Below are 18435 nucleotides of genomic sequence, written 5' to 3' on the forward strand. Positions count from 1 at the left end.
CGACGCTCGGAGCGGCCGGCGCGGACGGTTGGTCCGGGGGTCAGTCGAGCTGGGCGAGGGCTTCCATGGCGATCCGCTCGAAGACCTTCTCGTCGGTGGCGAAGTCGGAGTCCGGGATGGGCCAGTGGATCACGATCTCGGTGAAGCCCAGCTCCTGGTGGCGGCCGGCGAAGTCCACGAAGGCGTCCAGGGACGCGAGCGGCCGGGCGCGGTCCGGGGTGAAGCCGGTGAGCAGGATCTTGTCCAGCTCGGCCAGGTCCCGTCCGGCGGCCTCGCAGGCCTCGGTCAGCTTGCCGATCTGGCCGCGCAGGGCCGCGACGGACTGCTCCGGCGTGCCGGTCTCGTACAGCTTCGGGTCGCCGGTCGTCACCCACGCCTGGCCGTACCGCGCGGCGAGCCTCAGGCCGCGCGGGCCGGTGGCCGCCACCGCGAACGGCAGCCGGGGCCGCTGCACACAGCCCGGGATGTTCCGGGCCTCGTGGGCCGAGTAGAAGCGGCCCTCGGACGACACCGCGTCCTCGGTGAGGAGCCGGTCGAGCAGGGGCACGAACTCGGCGAACCGGTCGGCACGCTCCCGCGGGGTCCACGGCTCCTGGCCGAGGGCGGTGGCGTCGAAACCGGTGCCGCCCGCGCCGATGCCGAGGGTGACCCGGCCGCCGGAGATGTCGTCCAGCGAGATCAGTTCCTTGGCGAGGGTCACCGGGTGGCGGAAGTTCGGCGAGGTGACCAGCGTGCCGAGGCGCAGCCGGTCGGTGGCCGCCGCGGCCGCCGTCAGCGTCGGAACGGCGCCGAACCAGGGGCCGTCACGGAAGCTGCGCCAGGACAGGTGGTCGTAGGTGTACGCGGTGTGGAAGCCGAGCTGCTCGGCGCGCGTCCAGGCCGAACGGCCACCCTCGTGCCAGCGGCGGTACGGCAGGATCACGGTGCTCAGACGCAGACTCATGCGTCCGAGCGTAAGCGGCACCACGGGCAGGGGACGAAACGGTCACGGTCTGCGTCCGTCCGGGCGCGGAGCGCTCAGTCGGCCGCGGGATGCTCAGCGCGGGCCCGGGAAGCGCAGGTAGCGCGGCGGCACGGTCGCGGTCAGCCAGACGCCGTTGGCGCTGATGTGGAACACATGGCCGTCCCGGTGCATCGCGCCGGAGTCCACGGACAGCACCACGGGTCTGCCCCGGCGGGCGCCGACGCGGGTGGCGGTCTCCCGGTCGGCGGAGAGGTGCACGGCGTGCCGGTTCATGGGCCGCAGGCCCTCCGCGCGGATCGCGTCCAGGTGACGGGCGACCGTGCCGTGGTACAGGTACGGCGGTGGGGTCGCCGGGGGCAGGCCGAGGTCGACCTCGATGCTGTGGCCCTGGCTGGCGCGGATCCTGCCGTCCTCGACGGCGAAACGCCGCTTGTCGTTCGCGGCGACCACGTGGTCCAGTTCCTCGCGGGTGAACGGGAACCCATGGGCGGCGGCCGCGGTGATCAGGGTGTCGATCTCCACCCAGCCGCCCGGGTCCGGCGTGAGCCCGATCCTTTCGGGCTGGTGGCGCAGGTGTTTGGAGAGGTACTTCGACACCTTCACGGTGCGGCGTTCGTCCATGGGTCCAGCGTGCGGGAGAGACGCGGATCACGCAGGTGGTTTTCCTTCCGAGGTTTGATCCACAACCAAGTGGGGTTATCCACAGGGGAATTGACAGAGCTGTGGACAACTGGCGCGCCCTGTGCGGCGTTCGGCGTCACAACCTCGGCTCGACCCGCGCGATCCTCCTCAGCAGGCCCGGCGCGAAGCGGGCCAGCAGATGGGCGCCGCGGGCCTCCGGGGTCACGGGTACCACCGCCCTGTTGTCGGCCACCGCGTCCAGGACGGCGTCGGCCACCTTCTCCGGTGGGTAGTTGCGCAGGCCGTACAGGCGAGCCGTCCTCTGCCGGCGGCGGCGTTGTTCCGCCTCGTCGACACCGGCGAAGTGCGCCGTCGAGGTGATGTCGGTGTTGACGAAGCCCGGGCAGACCGCCGTGACGCCGATGTCCCCGGCGGCCAGCTCGGCGCGCAGGCACTCGGAGAGCATCAGGACCGCCGCCTTGGAGGTGCTGTAGGCGGGCAGCGCGCGCGAGGGCTGGTAGGCGGCGGCCGACGCGACGTTGACGATGTGGCCGCCCTGGCCGCGTTCGGCCATCCGTGCGCCGAAGAGCCGGCAGCCGTGGATGACGCCCCACAGGTTCACGTCCAGCACCTTGCGCCAGTCGTCGGTCGTCGTGGTGAAGAAGGAGCCCGACAGACCGATGCCCGCGTTGTTGACCAGCACGTCCAGCACGCCGTACGTGTGGTGGACCTTCTCCGCGAGCTTCTCCATCGCCTGCTCGTCGGAGACGTCGGCCGGCTCCGCCCAGGCCTCGGGCGCGCCGGCCAGCCGGGACAGTTCGGCGGTGCGGGCGGCGGCCTCGGTGTCACGGTCGACGGCGATCACCCGCGCGCCGGCCTCGGCGAAGGCGAACGCGGTGGCCCGGCCGATCCCGCTGCCCGCGCCGGTGACCAGCACGAGCTGGCCGGCGAACCGGTCGGCGTGGCGCCCGGTGGCCTGCGGGGAGGGACGGCCGCCCTCGACGGAGGTCGCGAACTCCCTGATCCAGGCGGCGACCTGGTCGGGTCGCGTGCGCGGGACCCAGTGGCCGGCCGGGAGGGTGCGGCGGGTCAGCCGGGGCACCCACCGGTCCAGGTCGTCGTAGAGCCGCTCGGAGAGGAACGGGTCGTCCTGGGGCGTGATGAGCTGCACGGGCGCGTGTGCGTACGCGTCCGGACGCGGCCTGCGCAGCCGTGCGCGGACGTTGTCCCGGTACAGCCAGGCGCCGTGCGCGGCGTCGGTGCGGAGCGAGGCGGTCGGGTAGTCGCGGTCCCGGACCCGCTCGAGCCGCTCCAGGATCTTCGGCCAGTACTTGCCGAGCGGCCCGCGCCAGGCGAGCTCCGGCAGGGCCGGCGTGTGCAGCAGGTACACGTACCAGGACTTGGCGCCCTGGCCGAGGAGCTGGCCCACCCGGCGGGGAGTGGGGCGCTTCACGCGCGCGTTGATCCAGTGCCCGAGGTGGTCGAGGGACGGCCCGGAGATCGAGGTGAAGGAGGCGACACGGCCCTCCGTGCGGCCGACGGTGACGAACTCCCAGGACTGCGTCGAGCCCCAGTCGTGCCCGACGAGGTGCACCGGCCGGTCCGGGCTGACCGCGTCCACGACGGCCAGGAAGTCGTCGGTGAGCTTGGGCAGGGTGTAGCCGCCGCGCAGGGGCCGGGGTGCCGTGGAGCGGCCGTGGCCCCGGACGTCGTAGAGGACCACGTGGAAGCGGCCGGCGAGCCGGACGGCGACCTCCGACCAGACCTCCTTGCTGTCCGGGTAGCCGTGCACCAGCACCATCGTCGGCTGGTCCGGGTCGCCCAGCTCGGCGACGCACAGTTCGATCCCGCCCGTGCGCACTCGGCGCTCGCGTGCACCTTCCAAGGTCACTTCTCCTCCGCCCAGCGCCGCGTGTGCGGCAGATCGTCGTCCAGCCAGAACGCGCTCTCCTCGGGGTCCCGGGAGTCGGTGACCACCAGGATCTCCTCGAACTTCGCGCCTGTCCCCCGGAAGCCGAGGTGGGGTTCGACCGCCCAGAGGCCCGGCCGCGGCGGGTGGTCCGAGAAGCGGTACGGCGACCACAGCGGCGACCAGCCCTGGCGGTGGCCGTGCAGCGCGTCGGCGGCCAGGCCCTTCAGGGACTGCGTGCCGAACCCGAACAGATGGGGTGACCAGCGGCGCTGCCGTACCCGGTCCACCTTGTGGGCGATCACCCCGAAGGGGTAGGCCCGGTGCCGGTTGGCGTAACCCTGGCGGACCATGAGCCGGTCCACGTCCTGGTAGATCTCCCGCAGCGGACGCCGCTCGCGCACCTCGCGCAGGATCAGCTCGCGGTGTGCCGCCAGGTCGGCCATCAGCCGGTCCTGCACCGGGTTCACGCCCAGCGAGCCCGAGTAGCCGATGTCCGCCGTGTACCCCTCGTACACCGGCGCCAGGTCGAGGATGAACGGCATTCCGGGCTCCAGAGCGCGGCCGGTCGGGAAGAACTGCAACGGCACGCGGAAGCCCACGAACGCCGTGCGGTCCCCGAACCAGGCGAAGGGCAGGTGGAACCAGTCCCGCACCCCGCGCTGGCGCAGCCACGCGCGCTGCATCCGGGCCGCCTCGCGCTCGGTCACCCCCGGCTCCAGACGGGCCGCGACCGCCTCCGCGCACTCGTAGGCGAGGCGCTGCACGGTCCGGAAACCCTCCAGCTCCGCCGAGCGTTCACCGGTCGACGTCGTCGCCATGCCCACCTCGCCCCACCGTCGCGGTACGTGCTCGTAACTTGACACCGGAGAATCTCGCATTTGTTAGACCCAGCGTCAACAGTGGTGCCCGTACCTCTCAAGGAGGGGGTCCCTTACGGAACCCCTACACCTGGAGGCGGACTCGAAGACGGCTCTTCGGTCTGACGACGGACGTGGTCCGTGTCACTACCGTCGACTGCGTGACTGTGATCGCGACCGAAAGCCTGAGCAAGCGGTTCCCCCGGGTGACCGCGCTCGACCGCCTGTCCGTGGACATCGGACCCGGTGTGACCGGACTCGTCGGGGCCAACGGCGCCGGCAAGTCCACCCTGATCAAGATCCTGCTGGGGCTGTCCCCCGCCACGGAGGGCCGCGCCGAGGTGCTCGGCCTCGACGTCGCCACCAAGGGCGCCGCCATCCGCGAGCGCGTCGGGTACATGCCGGAGCACGACTGCCTGCCGCCGGACGTCTCGGCCACCGAGTTCGTCGTCCACATGGCCCGCATGTCCGGCCTGCCGCCCGCCGCCGCCCGCGAGCGCACCGCCGACACCCTGCGCCACGTCGGGCTGTACGAGGAGCGCTACCGCCCCATCGGCGGCTACTCGACCGGCATGAAGCAGCGGGTGAAGCTCGCCCAGGCGCTGGTGCACGACCCGCAGCTGGTCTTCCTGGACGAGCCGACCAACGGCCTCGACCCGGTCGGCCGCGACGAGATGCTCGGCCTGATCCGCCGCATCCACACCGACTTCGGCATCTCGGTGCTCGTCACCTCCCACCTGCTCGGCGAGCTGGAACGCACCTGCGACCACGTCGTCGTCATCGACGGCGGCAAGCTCCTGCGCGCCAGCTCCACCACCGACTTCACCCAGACCACGACCACCCTCGCGATCGAGGTCACCGACAGCGACACCCACCCGGACGGCACCCGCGCGGTCCGCGAGGCGCTGCACGCGCGCGGGGTGGACACGCACGCGGAGGCCGGCGGACTGCCCGGCGCCGGACACATCCTGCTGCTGACCGCCACGGGCGACGAGACCTACGACCTCGTCCGGGACGTGGTGGCCGACCTCGGCCTCGGCCTGGTGCGCATGGAGCAGCGCCGGCACCACATCTCCGAGGTGTTCACCAGCAGCGACGAACAGCGGAAGGAGGCCGTCGGCCATGGCGGTTGAGCAGCCCACGCCGGCGATGGCCGGCGCCGACCAGTCCCGCATCCACGACATCGGCTACCGCGGCTACGACGGCCCCCGCCTCGGCCGCGCCTACGCCCGCCGCTCGCTGTACTCGCAGTCCCTGCGCGGCGCCTACGGCCTCGGCCGCTCGGTGAAGTCCAAGGTGCTGCCGATGCTGCTGTTCGCGGTGATGTGCGTGCCCGCCGCCATCATGGTGGCCGTCGCCGTCGCCACCAAGGCGCACGAGCTGCCGGTGTCCTACACCCGGTACGCGATCATCATGCAGGCCGTGATCAGCCTGTACGTCGCCTCCCAGGCGCCCCAGGCGGTCTCCCGCGACCTGCGCTTCAAGACCGTACCGCTGTACTTCTCGCGGCCCATCGAGACCGCCGACTACGTCCGCGCCAAGTTCGCGGCGCTCGCCTCGGCGCTGTTCATCCTGACCGCCGCACCGCTGATCGTGCTCTACGTGGGTGCGCTGCTGGCCAAGCTGGACTTCGCCCACCAGACCAAGGAATTCGCCCAGGGACTGGTCTCCGTGGCCCTGCTCTCACTGCTCTTCGCCGGCATCGGCCTGGTCATCGCCGCGTTCACCCCGCGCCGCGGCTTCGGCATCGCCGCCGTGATCGCCGTACTGACCATCTCCTACGGGGCGGTCTCCACCCTCCAGGCCATCGCCTACACGCAGGACAGCAACAGCGCCATCCCGTGGATCGGCCTGTTCTCGCCGATCACGCTGATCGACGGCCTGCAGTCCGCGTTCCTCGGCGCCGGCTCCGCCTTCCCCGGCGGGGTGGGCCCGTCCAACGGCGAGGGCGTGGTCTACGTCCTGTTCGTCCTCGGCCTGATCGCCGCCTGCTACGGCCTCCTGAACCGCCGCTACCGGAAGGTGGGACTGTGACCGCGCCCAGCCCGTCCACCGCCACCACCCTTCCAAGGAACGGGCTGCGCCCATGAGCACTCTCACCATCGACCACGTCTCCCGCTGGTTCGGCAACGTGGTCGCCGTCAACGACATCACCATGACCATCGGCCCCGGCGTCACCGGCCTGCTCGGCCCCAACGGCGCCGGAAAGTCCACCCTCATCAACATGATGGGCGGCTTCCTCGCCCCCTCCACCGGCACGGTCACCCTCGACGGACAGCCGGTGTGGCGCAACGAGACCATCTACCGGCACATCGGCATCGTCCCCGAGCGGGAGGCGATGTACGACTTCCTCACGGGCCGCGAATTCGTCTTCGCCAACGCCGAACTGCACGGCCTCGGCGACAAGGCCGCCCAGCGCGCGCTCGCCACGGTCGAGATGGAGTACGCCCAGGACCGGAAGATCTCCACGTACTCCAAGGGCATGCGGCAGCGCGTGAAGATGGCGAGCGCCCTGGTCCACGACCCGTCGCTGCTCCTGCTGGACGAGCCGTTCAACGGCATGGACCCGCGCCAGCGCATGCAGCTCATGGACCTGCTGCGGAAGATGGGCGACGAGGGCCGCACGGTGCTGTTCTCCTCGCACATCCTCGAAGAGGTCGAGCAGCTCGCCCGGCACATCGAGGTCGTCGTCGCCGGACGGCACGCGGCCAGCGGCGACTTCCGCAGGATCCGCCGCCTGATGACCGACCGCCCGCACCGCTACCTCGTCCGCTCCAGCGACGACCGCGCCCTCGCGGCCGCGCTGATCGCCGACCCGTCCACGGCCGGCATCGAGGTCGACCACGCCGAGGGCGCCCTGCGCATCCAGGCCGTCGACTTCGGCCGTTTCACCGCCCTGCTGCCGAAGGTCGCCAGGGACCACGGCATCCGGCTCCTCACGGTCTCGCCGTCCGACGAGTCCCTGGAGTCCGTCTTCTCGTACCTGGTCGCGGCGTAGGAGGCCGAAGATGTACGACCCCACCGTCGCCCGGCTCACCTACCGGGCCCTGCTCGGCCGCCGCAGGGCCCTCATCCTCGGCGCGCTGCCACTGCTGCTCATCGTGATCTCCGTGGCCGTCCGCGCCCTGACCGGGGCCGACGACCAGACGGCCTCGGACGTCCTCGGCGGCTTCGCGCTCGCCACCATGGTGCCGATCATCGGTGTCATCGCCGGCACCGGCGCGATCGGCCCGGAGATCGACGACGGCTCCGTCGTCTACCTGCTGTCCAAGCCGCTCAAGCGGCCCACGATCATCCTCACCAAGCTGATCGTCGCCATCGCCGTGACCATGGTCTTCTCGGCGGTGCCGACCCTGATCGCCGGCCTGATCCTGAACGGCAACGGCCAGCAGATCGCCGTCGCCTACACGGTCGCCGCGCTCGTCTCCTCCATCGCCTACTCGGCGCTGTTCCTGCTGCTGGGCACGGTCTCCCGGCACGCGGTGGTCTTCGGGCTCGTCTACGCCCTGGTCTGGGAGGCGCTGTTCGGCTCCCTGGTGCCGGGCGCGCGCACGCTGAGCGTCCAGCAGTGGTCGCTGGCCGTCGCCCACAAGATGGCCGGCGGGGACCTGGTGACCTCCGAGGTGGGCCTGCCGACGGCCACCGTGCTGCTGGTGGCGGTCACCGTCCTGGCCACCTGGTACGCCGGGCAGAAGCTGCGGTCGCTGACGCTCGCGGGCGAGGAGTGACGGGTCCCGGACTTGACGGGGGCTTCACCCCGGCCCGGGCACACTGGGCGGAGCGGATGAACGGCTGGGAGGCCGGAGATGGCTGAGGAGACGCCACAGCACGAAGGCCGGGAGCGGGCCGGCGAGGACGTGTGGGACGACGTCGTCCTGGACGAGACGTTCGTCCGGGCGGCCGAGACCTCCGAGCCGTCGGCCCGGGCGCGGATGCTCGCCGCCCGCTGGCGGTCCGAGGCACCCGAGCCGCAGCCCTGGCGCTCCGACGAGCCACCGGCCGGCTGGTTCTTCAGCAAGGCGCGGCGCCGCAGACGGCGGCGCCGATAGCCCTCGTCCGTTTGTTCGTTTTATTCGGTGGCGTCCAACTCCGGCGCCGGGCACAGTGGTTGTGCCCCATCTGCCGGGATCGTCCCGGCGTCACCGACTGGGAGCGGAGGTGGGCGATGCCCATGCACGGCAGTGCGCCCAGCTCCCGACAGGGCAGCCCGAGGCCGGCTCCGGAGTGATGCGCCACCCCTCCGTGGAGCCACGGGGGCTGCCCGGGGCGGCCGCTTCGAGCACGCGATGTCGCTCTCGCGTGGGCCGCCCACCCAGCCGCGGCCACGGGGGGCTCGGCCACCCATGGTGGTCGAGCCCCCCTGGCGTCGGCGAGGGAGAGCGGGACGGAGAGAAGAGGCGGGACTCGCACTGGTCGGGGCGCCCGAGTCGGACCGAAGTATGAGCGTATTTCCGGCGCGGAGTCACCTGGCCGAGGCATGTCGGGCGATAGAGCACCCGGACGGCCGTACGGTCAGCGTGTCCTGATACAGGCCGTTTCGTCGCTCCTAGCATGTGCGGCCATGTTCTCCCTCCTCCACGGCCTTCTTCACGGCCCTCTTCGTGGTCTTCTCCACGGCCTCCGGCGGCTGCCGGTCCGGGGCGGCGCCGCGGCCACCGCGGCATTGGCGCTCCTGCTCGCCTCGCCCGGTTCCGCCCATGCCGCCTCCGGCGACCTCGACTCGTCCTTCGGCGGCAACGGCAAGGTGGTCGACCTCGACGTCTCCGCCGGGATCGAGGGGCACGGTCTCGCCGTGCAGGACGACGGCAAGCTGGTCGCGCTCGGCAGCTTCTACGGCGAGGGCACCGGCCCCGACTTCGTGGTGGTGCGGTACAACCCCGACGGGACGCTGGACAGCGGCTTCGGCAACGAGGGCGTCGTCACCACCGACTTCGGCCAGGGCGAGGAAGCGGCCCACGGGCTCGCGCTGCAACCCGACGGGAAGATCGTCGTCGTGGGCACCACGCAACGGCCCGGGTCCGAGGGCTGCTGCTGGTTCACGGTGGCCCGCTACCAGCCCGACGGGGATCTGGACACCGGCTTCGGCGACGGCGGCCGTACGATCACCGACTTCGGTTCGGACGGCTCCGCCGACGCCTACGCGGTCACCGTGCAGCCCGACGGCCGGATCGTCGCCGTCGGCCAGTCCGGCGGTGACATCGTGGTGGCCCGCTACGACTCCGCCGGCGACCCGGACCCCACCTTCAGCGGCGACGGCCAGCTGACCACGCACTTCTCGGCGGGAGGCATCTCGACCGCCCAGGACGTGGCGCTTCAGTCCGACGGCAGGATCGTCGTCGCCGGCGGTGTCGGACTCGGCAATCCCGGCTACACGCCGGCCTTCGCACTGGTCCGCTACAACCCCAACGGGAGCCTGGACACCGGATTCGACGGCGACGGCAAGCGGGTCGTCGGCTTCAGCGGAGAGGCCCAGGGGTACGGACTGGTGCTCATCCCGGGCGGTGACATGGCGGTCGCCGGTTACGTCACTCCCTCCGGCGGCACCAGCAGCCGGTTCGCCCTGGCCCGGCTCAACGCCGACGGCTCCCTGGACACCGGATTCGACGGTGACGGCAAGGTGACGACGACGTTCGCGGGCGGCGCACGCGCTCATGACGTGGCACTCCAGTCCGACGGCAAGCTGGTCGCCGCCGGCAGCCGCGGCGGTGACTGGGCCCTGGCGCGCTACAACACGAACGGCAGCCTGGACACCGGATTCGACGGTGACGGCAAGGTGGTCACCGACTTCACCCCCGGGGTCGCCGACCACGCGCGCGACGTCGTGGTCCAGGCCGACGGCAGGATCGTGGCCGCCGGCGACGCCGATACGTACCTGGCCCTGGCCCGCTACCTGCCCTGACGCGGCGGCCCGCTAGCCGAGCAGCCGCTCCAGGACGACCGCGATCCCGTCCTCCTCGTTGGAGGACGTGATCTCGTCGGCCACCGCCCTCAGTTCCGCGTGGGCGTTGGCCATGGCCACGCCGCGGGCGGCCCAAGCGAACATCGGGATGTCGTTGGGCATGTCGCCGAAGGCGATCGTGTCGGCGGCCTTCACTCCCAGGCGGCGGGCCGCCAGGGAGAGGCCGGTGGCCTTCGACAGGCCGAGCGGGAGCAGCTCCACGATGCCCTCGCCCGCCATGGCCACCGTGACGAAGCCGCCGGCCGCCTGCCGGGCCGCCTCCGCCAGCTCGTCGTCGCCCATCGTCGGATGCTGTATGTAGATCTTGTTCAGGGGCGCCGTCCAGAGGTCGGAGGCGTCCGTGAAGGGGGTGCCGGGCAGCTTGCCGGTGACCGCGTAGCCCGGGCCCACCAGCACCTCGCCGTCCAGGCCGTCCCGGCTGGCCGCCAGGTACAGCGGGCCCACCTCGGCCTCGATCTTGGCCAGGGCCACGCCCGCGAGCTGCCGGTCCAGGGTGACCGAGGTCAGCAGGCGGTGGGAGCCGGCGTCGTACACCTGGGCGCCCTGGCCGCAGACGGCGAGGCCGTCGTAGCCGAGGTCGTCCAGGATGTGCCGGGTCCAGGGGACCGCGCGGCCGGTGACGACGATGTGCGCGGCGCCCGCCGCGGTGGCCGCGGCGAGCGCGTCCCGGGTGCGCTGGGAGACCGACTCGTCGGAGCGCAGGAGCGTCCCGTCGAGATCGGTGGCGATCAGTCGGTACGGGAAGGCGGTCACTTGGCGACCGGCTCCAGCACCTCACGGCCGCCCAGGTAGGGGCGCAGCACCTCGGGGACCCGGACGGAGCCGTCGGCCTGCTGGTGGTTCTCCAGGATCGCCACGATCGTGCGCGGTACGGCGCACAGCGTGCCGTTGAGGGTGGCGAGCGGCTTGACCTGCTTGCCGTCGCGGACCCGGATGGACAGCCGGCGGGACTGGAACTCGGTGCAGTCCGAGGTCGAGGTCAGCTCGCGGTACTTGCCCTGGGTCGGGATCCACGCCTCGCAGTCGAACTTGCGGGCGGCCGAGGAGCCGAGGTCACCGGAGGCGACGTCGATGACGCGGAACGGCAGCTCCAGCGAGGTCAGCCACTGCTTCTCCCACTCCAGCAGGCGCTGGTGCTCGGCCTGCGAGTCCTCGGGAGCGACGTACGAGAACATCTCGACCTTGTCGAACTGGTGCACCCGGAAGATGCCCCGGGTGTCCTTGCCGTGCGAGCCGGCCTCGCGGCGGAAGCACGGGGAGAAGCCCGCGTACCGCAGCGGCAGCCGGTCCGCGTCGATGATCTCGTCCATGTGGTAGGCCGCCAGCGGGACCTCGGAGGTGCCGACCAGGTAGAGGTCGTCCTTGTCGAGGTGGTAGACGTCCTGGGCGGCCTGGCCGAGGAAGCCGGTGCCGGCCATGGACTGCGGGCGGACCAGCGCCGGGGTGAGCATCGGCGTGAAGCCGGCGGCGGTGGCCTGGGCGATCGCCGCGTTCACCAGGGCAAGCTCCAGCAGGGCGCCGACACCGGTGAGGAAGTAGAAGCGGGAGCCGGAGACCTTGGCGCCCCGCTCGACGTCGATCGCGCCGAGCAGCTGGCCCAGCTCCAGGTGGTCCTTGGGCTCGAAGCCCTCGGCGCCGAAGTCGCGGATCGTGCCGTGCGTCTCCAGCGTGGCGAAGTCCTCCTCGCCGCCGACGGGCACGTCGGGGTGGACGAGGTTGCCGAGCTTGAGCAGCAGCTCCTGGGTCTCGGCGTCGGCCGCGTCGCGCTCGGCGTCGGCGGCCTTCACGTCCGCCTTGAGCTGCTCGGCGCGGCCCAGCAGCTCGGCCTTCTCCTCGGCGGTGGCCTTGGGGATCAGCTTGCCGAGCTGCTTCTGCTCGGCGCGCAGCTCGTCGAAGCGGACGCCGGAGGACCTGCGCCGCTCGTCGGCAGACAGGAGGGCGTCGACGAGCGCGACGTCCTCTCCACGGGCGCGCTGGGACGCGCGCACACGGTCGGGGTCCTCACGGAGCAGGCGAAGGTCAATCACGAGGGCAAGGCTACCGGTGCGGGGTCGCGGCTCACGAATCACTAATCCGGGGAGTTCTGATTCGCGGCATACGTTGCGTTATGCGCTAATTGCCGAGCGTGTTCCGCTGTGTCGGCCGTACGCCACCCGGGGCGTCAAGGGAAAAGTGTCTCACTCCCTGGGACGGGGCACGCTCCGGGCGCCCGGTTGACTCGATTTCCTTGTGGAGAACGGGATTTGGCGGCCCGGTTGTCCACAGCGATCCACACCTCCCGAAGAGTTATCCACAGGCTGTGTGGAAGATCTGTGGACTTCGGAATTGATCACTCCGGAATGCGCGAACGGACTGAAGAATTCCCGGGTCAAACCGCATCGACACCCACTTTCGGGTGGAAAACGGTCGCCCCAAAAGATGAACCAAAGGAAACGGGTGGACGAAGGGTGAGTCAGGCCCCGGCGGCTTCCACCGGGTCCCCCAGGGCGATTTGTCGACCCGATGGCGCCGCTCTGTCGACTTGTCCCCAGGTCGAGAAGAGCACCTGTGGATAACTTCTGTGGATAACGCTCGCTCGCAGGTGCGACCGGTCGCCGTCCGCACGTACGACCGGCTAGAACCGGCCGTCCTGGCAGCGCGCCACCCAGTCCGCCGCCGCCATGAACTCCTCGTCCGACGTCCCCGGCAGCGTCGGCTGGGCGGCGCCCGGGCCGATGTCCGCGCGCGGATAGGAGCCGAGGAAGCGCACCTGGAGACAGATCCGCCGCAGCCCCATCAGCGCCTCCGCCATCCGCCGGTCGGCGATGTGCCCCTCGGCGTCGATGCAGAAGCAGTAGTTGCCGATGCCGGCGCCCGTCGGCCGGGACTGGAGCAGCATGAGGTTGATGCCGCGCGAGGCGAACTCGCCGAGCAGGTCGCGCAGGCCGCCGGGGTGGTCGTCCCGCTGCCACAGCACCACGGAGGTCTTGTCGGCTCCGCTGGGCGCGGCCGGCCGGGCCGGTCGGCCGACCAGCACGAACCGGGTCTGCGCGTTCTCCGCGTCGTGGATCCCGGTCTCCAGCGCCTCGAGGCCGTACCGGGCGGCGGCGAACTCGCCGGCGAAGGCGGCGTCGTAGCGGCCCTCCTGGACCAGGCGGGCGGCGTCCGCGTTGGACGCCGCCGACTCCCAGGTGGCGGTCGGGAGGTTCGCGCTCAGCCAGTTGCGGACCTGGGGCTGGGCCGCCGGGTGGGCGGAGACCGTCTTGATGTCCGTGAGCTTCGTGCCGGGGCGGACCAGCAGCGCGAAGGTGATCGACAGCAGCACCTCGCGGTAGATCATCAGCGGCTCGCCCGCGACCAGCTCGTCCAGGGTAGTGGTGATGCCGCCCTCGACGGAGTTCTCGATCGGCACGAACGCGGCCTCGGCCTCGCCGGCCCGGACCACGTCCAGCGCGGACTGCACCGAGACGTACGGGATCAGCTCCCGGGTGGCCGCCTCCGGAAGCGTGCGCAGGGCGACCTCCGTGAAGGTGCCCTCCGGGCCGAGATAGGCATAGCTCGCTGGCATGTCCTCACCCTAATGGCCGCGGGCCGGGTCGGCTGAGGCGTCTGACGACAACCACTCGACCGGGTGGTTTGAACCCGGTTCACCCCGCACGCGCCTGGTTTTGTGGGTCACCCCTCCAGCAGCCGCTGCCCCACGTACTCCCCCTTCGCCGCCCCGCCCGGCACCGCGAACAGGCCGCTGGCCTCGTGCCGGATGTACTTCGACAGCGCGTCGCCCCGGTCGAGCTTGCGCTGCACCGGGACGAAGCCGCGCAGCGGGTCCGCCTGCCAGCAGATGAAGAGGAGACCGGCGTCGGGCGTGCCGTCCGCGTCGATGCCGTCGTGGTAGGAGAACGGGCGCCGCAGCATGGCCGCACCGCCGTTCTTGTCGGGCCGGGTGATCCGGGCGTGCGCGTTGAGCGGGACGACGTAGCCGCCGTGGGCGTCGGTCTTCTCCAGGTCCATCGGGGTCGTCTCGTCGCCGCCGGACAGCGGCGCCCCATCGGCCTTGCGGCGCCCGATGACCTGCTCCTGGGCGGCGAGCGACAGCTTCTCCCAGTCGTCCAGGAGCATGCGGATACGGCGTACGACCGCGTAGGAGCCGTGTGCCATCCACGCCGGCTCGCCCGAGGCCGGCACGAAGATCCGCTGGTCGAAGTCGGCGTCGGCGGGCTTCGGATTGCGGGTGCCGTCGAGCTGGCCCATGAGGTTGCGGGCCGTCATGGGGTGGGCGGTGGCGCCCGGACTGCGGTTGAAGCCGTTCATCTGCCAGCGCACCCGCGCGGCCGAGCCCGCGTCCTTCTGGAGCGCGCGCAGGGCGTGGAAGGCGACCAGGGCGTCGTTCGCGCCGATCTGCACCCACAGATCGCCGTCGCTGCGGGACTTGTCGAGGTGGTCGGAGGAGAAGTCCGGCAGCGGGTCGAGCGCGCCGGGCCGCTGGTTCTCCAGACCCGTCCTGCCGAAGAAGCTGTACCCGAAGCCGAAGGTGATGGTCAGCGAGGACGGTCCCGCGTCCCGGGCCACATCGGTGTCGCCGTGCGGGGCCGCCTCGCCCGCCATCAGCCGCTCGGCGGTCGTGGACCAGCGGCGCAGCAGGGCCGCCGCCTCCTTGCGGCCCGCGCCCGCCGCCAGGTCGAAGGCCACGAGATGGCCGCGCGCCTGGAGGCCCTCGGTGATGCCGGGCTGATGTTTCCCGTGAAACATCGCCCGCCCCTCGCCCACCGAGGTGAGCGGGGTGGCCCCGGCGGGCGCGGAGGCGTAGCCCACGGCCCCGCCGGCCGCGCCGAGCACGAGCCCGGTGGCGCCGGCGGTGCCGAGCAGGGCGCGCCGCGAGATGCCGCTCGCCCGGGACACGGGCTCCGCCGTCGGCGCGTCGGGGGTACGGGCCTGAGGGATGGACTGTTCGGGCATGGTGTGGTTCAGCCGATCTGCGCGTTCTTGGAGACGGTCACCTGGTCGATGTCGGAGGTGCGGACCGTGACGGCGATCTTCCAGTCGCCGGCCACGGGGATCTGCACTCCGTTCGCCGACCAGTGGCCGGTGGCGATGTGGTCGGGGTTCACGGGAAGCGGGCCGATCTTCTTCGCCTCCAGGGTGAAGGAGACCTTCACCTCCGGGACGTCGAAGGCCCGGCCGTTGGGGCGCTGGACGTACACGTGCATCTCGTTGCCGCCCACGCGCGCGGGGTCCAGGTCGATGCTGACGACGCCCTTGCCGTCGGTGCCGCCGGTGTCGAACGGCATGTCCAGGGTGAGCGCGCCGGACGGCGTCGAGGTGCCGGAGCCCTCCGACGCGGAGGTGGCCGCCTTGGCCTCCTGCTCGGTGCGGCCCGGCTCGGTCTGCGTCAGCGCGGTGGTGACGGCGAGCAGCACGATGGCGACGCCGGCCTCGGCGAGCACCGAGCGGCGCAGGCCGAAGCGGTTCGGGTCGCCGTCCCGCAGTCGCTTCTTCCGGGCGGCGTCGACGGCCGCGCGCTGCCGGGCGAGCTGGGCGGCACGCTGGGACGCACCTGCGCCGGTGCCCTCGTCCCCGCCGGCCGCCTTGCCCGCGCCGGCCGCCCTCGACGCGGCGACCTGCTCCTTCTGCGCCTCGGCCTGTTCCTTTCGGGCCTGGGCCTGCTGGGCCTCCCCCTTCCTCGCCTTCCCGGTGCGGACGACCGGGTCCGTGAGCCGTCCCGTCCACCGCCGGGACACGGCCGCGATGCCGACCAGCACCGCCACCAGCCCGATCTTGACCAGCAGCAACTGCCCGTACCGGGTCTCGGTGAACGCCGACCAGGAGCCGAGCTGCCGCCAGGACTGGTAGACGCCGGTGACCACGAGGGCGAGGACGGAACCGAAGGCCACCCGGGAGAAGCGCTGTACGGCGGCGGCCTCCACCGGGGTCTCGGCGGGTGCCCGGTACAGCGCGGTCAGCAGGGCGGTGAGGCCGCCGAGCCAGGCGGCGACGGCCAGCAGGTGGACGACGTCGACCGGCATGGCGATACCCGGCTGGAGTCCGGTCGAGGCGTGCTCGGCCATGGCCCAGCTGGTGGCGAGCCCGGCGGCGACGACCGCCCCGCCGACGGCGAGCCCGAAGGTCAGGTCGCGCTTCTCCTCGCCGTCCTCCCGCGGATCAGGCAGTCGGCGCGCAGCGCCGTCGTTCAGGGTGGTGGTGGGTGACGGGCGGGCGTAGCTACCGAAGAGGACGGCGACGAACAGTGCGGCGGCGGCGAGCAGCAGGAGCCGGGAGACCAGCGCGGCACCGGTCTTGGTCTGCAGCACCTGGCCGAGCAGGTCGAGGTCGAAGACGTCGGCGAACTTTCCGGATCCGGTGTACGCGCCGCGCAGGAGCAGCAGCCACAGGGTGGCCGCCGTCAGCGCGAGCCAGCCGCCGACGACCAGCCGCTGCAGGGGCCGGACGCCCGCGCCGCGCCGCCAGCAGGCGAGCACGAAGGCCGCGCCGCCGGTCAGCACGATGAAGCCGGCGTACGACACGTACCGCCCGAACGCGTAGAGCCCGCCCACGACCCCGCCGCCCGCGGCCGGGCCGGTGCCGGAGACGACGGTCTGCGAGGGCGCCCCGACGGAGAAGGTGTAGGCGCCGGCGACGGGGTGGCTGTCCGCGGAGACGACCTGGTAGGTGACGGTGTACGTGCCCTTGCCCAGGCCGCTCTTGAGCCGCACGGCGTACGTCGTCCCGCTCACGTTGGCCGGGCTGCCGGTCTGGACCGGCTTGCCCTTCGGGTCGAGGACGCGCAGGGAGTCGTCGTTGAGCGCCACCTTCTCGGAGAAGGTGAGCGACACCTGGGTGGGTGCCTTGTCGGCCACCACCCCCTGCGCGGGGTCGCTGCCGGTCAGCGCCGCGTGGGCGGAGGCCGGTCCGGCGCCCGCCAGCAGCGCGCCGGTCACGGCGATGAACAGCAGCACCAGGATCCGCACGCGGGGGGCGATGGTCCGGGTCACGGTGATCCCTCCCTCAGTGGCCGGTCGACGGGTTGTACGTGGCGGACTTCACGGGCATCTCGACGGTGAGCGGCCCGGACTTGTCGAAGGTGAGCTTCACCGTGACCGTCTGGCCCTGCTTCGGCGCGCGCTTCAGCTTCTCGAACATCAGGTGGTTGCCACCGCTCTTGAACACGAGACGTCCGTGGGCCGGTATCGCGAAGGAGGACTTCTCCGTCATGGCGCCGCCGACCGTGCTGTGCATGGTCACCTCGCCGGCGACGTCACTGGTGACCGAGGTCAGCTCGTCCCCGGCCCCGCCCTTGTTGGTGATCGTCAGGAACCCGGCGGCCATGTCGGCGGAGACGGGCTGGGGCATGTAGGAGGAGCCGACGGACAGCTCGGCCTTGTCCGACCCCGTGCCGGACCCGGAGCAGCCGGTGAGGGCCAGTGCTCCGGCGAGCGCGCCCGCGGCCAGGACGGCGGCACGGCGCCTCACGGGTTGGCTCCCTCGACGAGCTTGGGCAGGTCCTTGGTGTAGTCGTCGACCGTGGCGTCCTCGCCGTAGAGGACGTATCCGGCGTCGGTCTTCGGCGAGAAGGCGACGACCTGGGTGCCGTGGACGGAGACCAGCTTGCCGTTCTTGTCCTTCGTCGTCGGCTCCACGGAGATGCCGACGGACCGGGCGCCGGCCTGGATCCTGGCGAAGTCGCCGGTCAGGCCGATGAACTGCGGGTCGATGCCCTTGAGCCATTTGCCCAGCTCGGCCGGGGTGTCGCGGCCGGGGTCGGTGGTGACGAACACGACCCGGAGGTCGTCCTGCTCGGCCTTGGGCAGCGCCTTCTTGGCGACGGCGATGTTGCTCATCGTCGTGGGGCAGATGTCGGGGCAGTGCGTGTAGCCGAAGTAGACCAGGGTCGGATGTCCCTCGGTCTCCTTGCGGAGGTCGTACTTCTTGCCGTGGGTGTCGGTGAGGACCAGGTCCGGCTTGGTGAACGGCTGGTCGAGCACGGTGGCGACCTTGCCCGCGCCGGATCCTCCCGAGACCACGGCGACCGGCGACTTGCTGTCGTCGTCGCTGCCGCAGGCGGAGAGGGTCAGGGTGGCGGCGGCGAGCAGTACGGCCGCGGCGAACGTCTTCTTGCGCATAGAGAAATGTCCCAGATGTGTGAACT

The 18435-nt window shown here is 71.7% G+C and carries 17 protein-coding genes; 6 read left to right on the forward strand and 11 right to left on the reverse strand.

All coding sequences use genetic code 11. From position 1 onward, the window contains the following. Nucleotides 1-40 precede the first annotated feature (40 nt). The 4 genes from OO52_RS00950 to OO52_RS00965 all read right to left on the reverse strand — a co-directional run bounded on the left by OO52_RS00950 (nt 41) and on the right by OO52_RS00965 (nt 4315). The gene (locus OO52_RS00950) at nt 41-943 is read right to left on the reverse strand and encodes an LLM class flavin-dependent oxidoreductase (protein WP_030640047.1); all 903 of its coding nucleotides are present in this window, start codon (nt 941-943) and stop codon (nt 41-43) included. A 93-nt stretch (nt 944-1036) separates the two neighbouring features. After that, nucleotides 1037-1585 carry an RNA 2'-phosphotransferase gene (locus tag OO52_RS00955; RefSeq protein WP_030640045.1) on the reverse strand — a complete coding sequence of 183 codons (549 nt, stop codon included), beginning with the start codon at nt 1583-1585 and terminating at the stop codon, nt 1037-1039. Nucleotides 1586-1721: 136 nt separating this feature from the next. Further along, nucleotides 1722-3470, reverse strand: a complete 1749-nt coding sequence (locus OO52_RS00960) for an SDR family oxidoreductase (protein ID WP_037628454.1) — start codon at nt 3468-3470, stop codon at nt 1722-1724. A 2-nt stretch (nt 3471-3472) separates the two neighbouring features. Beyond that, nucleotides 3473-4315, reverse strand: coding sequence for a M24 family metallopeptidase (locus tag OO52_RS00965; RefSeq protein WP_030640041.1), 843 nt, complete (start codon nt 4313-4315; stop codon nt 3473-3475). Between the two features lie 206 nt (nt 4316-4521). Between OO52_RS00965 and OO52_RS00970 the strand changes: the two genes are divergently transcribed. From OO52_RS00970 to OO52_RS00995, 6 genes are all read left to right on the forward strand, one after another. After that, on the forward strand, nt 4522-5487 hold the full coding sequence (locus OO52_RS00970) for an ABC transporter ATP-binding protein (RefSeq protein ID WP_030640039.1): 966 nt from the start codon (nt 4522-4524) through the stop codon (nt 5485-5487). Continuing rightward, nucleotides 5477-6388 (forward strand): membrane protein, encoded by a 912-nt coding sequence (locus OO52_RS00975; protein ID WP_030640037.1) that lies wholly within the window; start codon nt 5477-5479, stop codon nt 6386-6388. The genes OO52_RS00970 and OO52_RS00975 overlap by 11 nt, the downstream gene beginning before the upstream one ends. A gap of 52 nt (nt 6389-6440) precedes the next feature. Beyond that, nucleotides 6441-7352, forward strand: a complete 912-nt coding sequence (locus OO52_RS00980; RefSeq protein WP_030640035.1) for an ABC transporter ATP-binding protein — start codon at nt 6441-6443, stop codon at nt 7350-7352. Nucleotides 7353-7362: 10 nt separating this feature from the next. Beyond that, on the forward strand, nt 7363-8082 hold the full coding sequence (locus OO52_RS00985) for an ABC transporter permease (RefSeq protein WP_030640033.1): 720 nt from the start codon (nt 7363-7365) through the stop codon (nt 8080-8082). Nucleotides 8083-8160: 78 nt separating this feature from the next. Then, nucleotides 8161-8403 (forward strand): hypothetical protein, encoded by a 243-nt coding sequence (locus OO52_RS00990; protein ID WP_030640031.1) that lies wholly within the window; start codon nt 8161-8163, stop codon nt 8401-8403. A 512-nt stretch (nt 8404-8915) separates the two neighbouring features. After that, a complete protein-coding gene (locus tag OO52_RS00995; protein ID WP_051818155.1) occupies nt 8916-10253 on the forward strand; it encodes a delta-60 repeat domain-containing protein in 1338 nt (445 codons plus the stop codon). A 12-nt stretch (nt 10254-10265) separates the two neighbouring features. Here OO52_RS00995 and OO52_RS01000 read toward each other — a convergent pair whose 3' ends face one another. The 7 genes from OO52_RS01000 to OO52_RS01030 all read right to left on the reverse strand — a co-directional run bounded on the left by OO52_RS01000 (nt 10266) and on the right by OO52_RS01030 (nt 18409). Beyond that, entirely contained in the window at nt 10266-11066 is an 801-nt protein-coding gene (locus OO52_RS01000; protein WP_030640027.1) for an HAD family hydrolase, read from the reverse strand. After that, nucleotides 11063-12340 carry a serine--tRNA ligase gene (gene serS / locus OO52_RS01005; protein ID WP_048910581.1) on the reverse strand — a complete coding sequence of 426 codons (1278 nt, stop codon included), beginning with the start codon at nt 12338-12340 and terminating at the stop codon, nt 11063-11065. The genes OO52_RS01000 and serS overlap by 4 nt, the downstream gene beginning before the upstream one ends. A 587-nt stretch (nt 12341-12927) precedes the next feature. Beyond that, nucleotides 12928-13860, reverse strand: a complete 933-nt coding sequence (gene pheA / locus OO52_RS01010) for a prephenate dehydratase (protein WP_030640022.1) — start codon at nt 13858-13860, stop codon at nt 12928-12930. Between the two features lie 107 nt (nt 13861-13967). Next, nucleotides 13968-15248, reverse strand: a complete 1281-nt coding sequence (efeB, locus tag OO52_RS01015; RefSeq protein ID WP_030640020.1) for an iron uptake transporter deferrochelatase/peroxidase subunit — start codon at nt 15246-15248, stop codon at nt 13968-13970. 8 nt (nt 15249-15256) lie between these two features. After that, a complete protein-coding gene (locus OO52_RS01020) occupies nt 15257-17281 on the reverse strand; it encodes a copper resistance CopC/CopD family protein (protein WP_030640018.1) in 2025 nt (674 codons plus the stop codon). A 13-nt stretch (nt 17282-17294) separates the two neighbouring features. Then, on the reverse strand, nt 17295-17759 hold the full coding sequence (locus OO52_RS01025; RefSeq protein WP_030640016.1) for a copper chaperone PCu(A)C: 465 nt from the start codon (nt 17757-17759) through the stop codon (nt 17295-17297). Beyond that, entirely contained in the window at nt 17756-18409 is a 654-nt protein-coding gene (locus OO52_RS01030; protein WP_030640014.1) for an SCO family protein, read from the reverse strand. The genes OO52_RS01025 and OO52_RS01030 overlap by 4 nt, the downstream gene beginning before the upstream one ends. Nucleotides 18410-18435 lie beyond the last annotated feature (26 nt).

It is taken from the genome of Streptomyces flaveolus, from assembly GCF_000716535.1.
In the GTDB taxonomy this organism is placed as follows: Bacteria; Actinomycetota; Actinomycetes; order Streptomycetales; family Streptomycetaceae; genus Streptomyces; species Streptomyces flaveolus_A.

Excerpts from the sequence above, each read along its gene's own strand:
- OO52_RS00950 (WP_030640047.1), bottom strand. The coding sequence starts at position 943 with ATGAGTCTGCGTCTGAGCACCGTGATCCTGCCGTACCGCCGCTGGCAC.
- OO52_RS00955 (WP_030640045.1), bottom strand. The coding sequence starts at position 1,585 with ATGGACGAACGCCGCACCGTGAAGGTGTCGAAGTACCTCTCCAAACAC.
- OO52_RS00965 (WP_030640041.1), bottom strand. The coding sequence starts at position 4,315 with ATGGCGACGACGTCGACCGGTGAACGCTCGGCGGAGCTGGAGGGTTTC.
- OO52_RS00975 (WP_030640037.1), top strand. The coding sequence starts at position 5,477 with ATGGCGGTTGAGCAGCCCACGCCGGCGATGGCCGGCGCCGACCAGTCC.
- OO52_RS00980 (WP_030640035.1), top strand. The coding sequence starts at position 6,441 with ATGAGCACTCTCACCATCGACCACGTCTCCCGCTGGTTCGGCAACGTG.
- OO52_RS00985 (WP_030640033.1), top strand. The coding sequence starts at position 7,363 with ATGTACGACCCCACCGTCGCCCGGCTCACCTACCGGGCCCTGCTCGGC.
- OO52_RS00990 (WP_030640031.1), top strand. The coding sequence starts at position 8,161 with ATGGCTGAGGAGACGCCACAGCACGAAGGCCGGGAGCGGGCCGGCGAG.
- OO52_RS00995 (WP_051818155.1), top strand. The coding sequence starts at position 8,916 with ATGTTCTCCCTCCTCCACGGCCTTCTTCACGGCCCTCTTCGTGGTCTT.
- pheA (WP_030640022.1), bottom strand. The coding sequence starts at position 13,860 with ATGCCAGCGAGCTATGCCTATCTCGGCCCGGAGGGCACCTTCACGGAG.
- efeB (WP_030640020.1), bottom strand. The coding sequence starts at position 15,248 with ATGCCCGAACAGTCCATCCCTCAGGCCCGTACCCCCGACGCGCCGACG.
- OO52_RS01030 (WP_030640014.1), bottom strand. The coding sequence starts at position 18,409 with ATGCGCAAGAAGACGTTCGCCGCGGCCGTACTGCTCGCCGCCGCCACC.